Origin of the sequence: Methanocalculus sp. (genome assembly GCF_030651615.1) — an archaeon.
Lineage (GTDB): Archaea > Halobacteriota > Methanomicrobia > Methanomicrobiales > Methanocorpusculaceae > Methanocalculus.
Map to the genome: position 1 here is coordinate 1 of NZ_JAUSCG010000052.1, position 3,313 is coordinate 3,313.

Here is a 3,313-nt window from a genome sequence, read left to right on the forward strand (position 1 = left end):
ACTACCTTCATCAAAAGGATCGATACAGCCGCTGAGAAGATATCTGCGATGATCAGTTTTACTAAGGATTATGAGGGGATTGGGGCTGCCATGCCTGTTTGGCAGAACCTCAGGGGACTGATCGACCAGGCGACAGTACAATCTCAGCCAGGCACTCCGGTTGTGCAGAATGAGATCCCCGGAGATCGGGAGGTCTTCGCAGATCCACTGATTCTGAAGGTGATAGAAAACCTCATTGACAATGCAGTCAGGCATGGGGGGGATATAACGAGGATCTTCTTCTCCCTGCATGAGAAAGAGAAGAACCTGTTGATCATCTGCGAAGATGATGGTCAGGGTATCGTAACTGCCTGGAAAGAACGTATCTTTGATCAGGGATTTGGACAGAATACCGGCTTTGGTCTGACACTTTCAAGAGAGATCCTCGCGATCACCGGGATTACCATCCGGGAGACCGGAGTGCATGGGAAAGGGGCACGGTTTGAGATCACCGTGCCGGACGGAGGATGGCGAAGAGTGGAGGAGAGATGACAAAGACACCTATCCAGATACTCTACGTCGATGACGAGCCCGCACTCCTTGAGATCGGCAGGCTCTTCCTTGAGAAGTCAGGCGATATCACCGTAAAGACGGCATTGAGTGCACCAGAGGCGATCCGGCTCCTTTCAGACCACGCTGTTGATGCGATCGTCTCAGACTACCAGATGCCGGGGATGGATGGGATTGCATTGCTGAAACACCTCAGAAGTGGAGGCGAAAGAACACCATTCATCATCTTCACCGGAAAAGGCAGGGAGGATGTCGTAATCGAGGCGCTGAACAATGGTGCAGACTTCTACCTCCAGAAGGGGGGATATCCAAAAGCCCTGTTTGCCGAGCTCTCACATATGATATGGCATTCAGTTAAACAGAGACAGGCAGAAGTGGAATTAACAAAGAGCGAGGAGCGGTTTCGCCACGGTGAGAGGGTGCTCCAGAGTATGCTCAATGCAACACCCGCAGGTGTCGGACTCTTAAAAGATCGGGTCTTTCAAAGGGTGAACCGCTCCCTCTGTACAATAACAGGGTATTCTGAAGAGGAGCTGATCGGTAAAGACCCCCGGATGCTGTATCCTGACGAGGGAGAATATCTCCGTATCGCAGAGGAATTATATCAACAGATAGGGGAGGGGGGGCTTGGGATTGCAGAAACACGTTCCAGAAAGAAGGACGGAAGCGAGATCATCGTCATACTGAGCCTCTGCCCCTTCAACTCCGATACTATGGCTGATGGCATCACCGCAACCATCATCGACATCACAGAGAGCAGGAGAGCGGAAGAGGCTTTACAGAAGAGTGAGAAGAACTTCCGTGAACTGGTCACAATGGGCCCCTTCACCTGCACGATCAGTGACGTGGATGGCCGCTATACCTTCGTAAACCAGAAATTTGAAGAATTAGCCGGATATACATCCTCTGAAGCGATAGGAAAGAGACCTGATGAGCTCGGTTTCATCACCAATGAGAGCTATCAGGAGATCATTTCGCAGCTCAGAAGAACAGCAATCATCGACGGAGTCGAGTCGGAGATAACTATAAAAGACGGCAGTACGCGATCTGTTCACATATCAAGCCGTTATATCCATCAGGGCGAAAAACCACAGATCATCACTGCCATCATCGATATTACCGAGCGAAAGCAGGCAGAGGCTGAGCTTCAGGGTGCCCATGAGGAGCTGAAGAGCCAGGATGAGGAGCTGAGGATGCAGTATGATGCCCTTGCTCAAACTCAGAACGAGTGGGAATCGACCTTCAATACAATAAGTGACTGGGTCTCCCTGATCACCCCGGACGGAGAGATCCTCCAGACGAACAAAGCGATTGAGCCGCTCCTTGGGGTACCAGCGGACGAGGTTCCCGGAAGAAAATGCTTCGAACTCGTTCATGGAACAGCGTGCCCGATCCCGGAGTGCCCACTTCAACGGATGATGGTGAGCAGGAGACAGGAGATCTCCGTGATTCCAAAGCAGAATGGTACCGGCTGGCTGGAGGTGACGCTTGATCCCGTCATGAATCCAAACAAAGAGATTGTCCGGGCGGTGCATATTGTCCGGGATATCACCGAAACGATGCGGACACAGAAAGCTCTCGAGAATGCGAAGAAGAAATTAAACCTTCTGAACTATGTGACCTTCAATGATCTCCAGAATATGATCCTGACCATTTCGGGGTACCAACAGGTTGTCAGAGAGATGCTTCCGGAGCACCCCGTTCTTCCGATGATAACGAAGCAGGAGGAGATCCTCCAGAAAGTTGGCCACTCCCTAAAATTTGCTCAGAGCTACCAGGGTCTCGGATTGAAACCTGCAATCTGGCAGAACGTGAGACATATATTCCTCATGGCGATCTCCCACCTGGATTTTCTGAGGATCAGACATACGATACGATTCGATAATCTTGAGGTCTTCTCTGATCCCCTGTTTGAACAGGTCTTTCTCATCTTAGCTGATAACACCCTGACGCATGGGGCATCAGCAGAAAATGTGGTATTAACCTCGATAACGAATGAAGATTCCATAACGATACTCTATGAAGATGACGGCATCGGCATCCCTGATGAGATAAAGGACAAGGTCTTCCTTGCAGACTTCCAGAAGAAGAAAGGTGTCGGCCTCTTCTTCTCCCGCGAGATCCTCGAGATCACCGGGATTGCCATCCGCGAGACCGGGGTGTATGGGGAAGGTGCACGATTTGAGATGACAATACCAAAAGGTACATGGCGCTATGCGGGTGATGGAGAGTGATCTCCATCACCTATACCATTTCTCTCAGGGAGGATCAGACTATCTTCTCGAGGATCGCACCGTAATTATAGGGAGAACGGATATCAAGTCTCCCCACAGAAGACTCAAGCGGAAGTTCGGCAGTGACCTTCAACTCGTTCATCGGATAGATGATTGTACGCCTGACTTTGAAGGGGATGCCGGCATCCCGTATTTCCTGCTGGGACGCTGGGAGATAACCTTCAGGAAGATCGACGATATTGTATGCAAAGAGCGTTACATACATCTCAACACCAGAACCACTCGTAACTCCAAGAGTGTTACTGCTGTCAAATGCAACAGTTATCAGAAGATTTGTTCCCTGCTCAGATGCAGAGAGATCCGTTGACATGCCATAGATCCCTGCACCCTTCAGAAGATAGGGCTCGGGGATAATGGGTGGAGGAGTCGGTGGAACCGTCTGAACCGGAGGGGCTGGTGTTTGAACGGGAGTTACCTCACCAACCGGGGGTGTCGGCTGGATGCACCCTGCCACAAGAAGGATCGCAAAG

3 protein-coding genes are annotated in these 3,313 nt (G+C 50.8%); 2 read left to right on the top strand and 1 reads right to left on the bottom strand.

What is annotated here, in order from left to right; all coding sequences use genetic code 11:
* Nucleotides 1-531 (top strand): sensor histidine kinase KdpD (locus Q7V06_RS01985; RefSeq protein ID WP_304837300.1); only part of this gene is annotated, 531 nt, incomplete at its 5' end.
* Nucleotides 528-2,783 carry a PAS domain S-box protein gene (locus Q7V06_RS01990; RefSeq protein WP_304837303.1) on the top strand — a complete coding sequence of 752 codons (2,256 nt, stop codon included), beginning with the start codon at nt 528-530 and terminating at the stop codon, nt 2,781-2,783. The genes Q7V06_RS01985 and Q7V06_RS01990, both read left to right, overlap by 4 nt.
* 34 nt (nt 2,784-2,817) lie before the next feature.
* On the opposite strand, the gene Q7V06_RS01995 is transcribed toward Q7V06_RS01990, so the two are convergent.
* On the bottom strand, nt 2,818-3,313 hold a 496-nt coding region (locus tag Q7V06_RS01995; protein WP_304837305.1), incomplete at its 5' end, for a hypothetical protein.

Coding starts and splice junctions, on each gene's coding strand:
- Q7V06_RS01990 (WP_304837303.1), top strand. CDS start 528: ATGACAAAGACACCTATCCAGATACTCTACGTCGATGACGAGCCCGCA.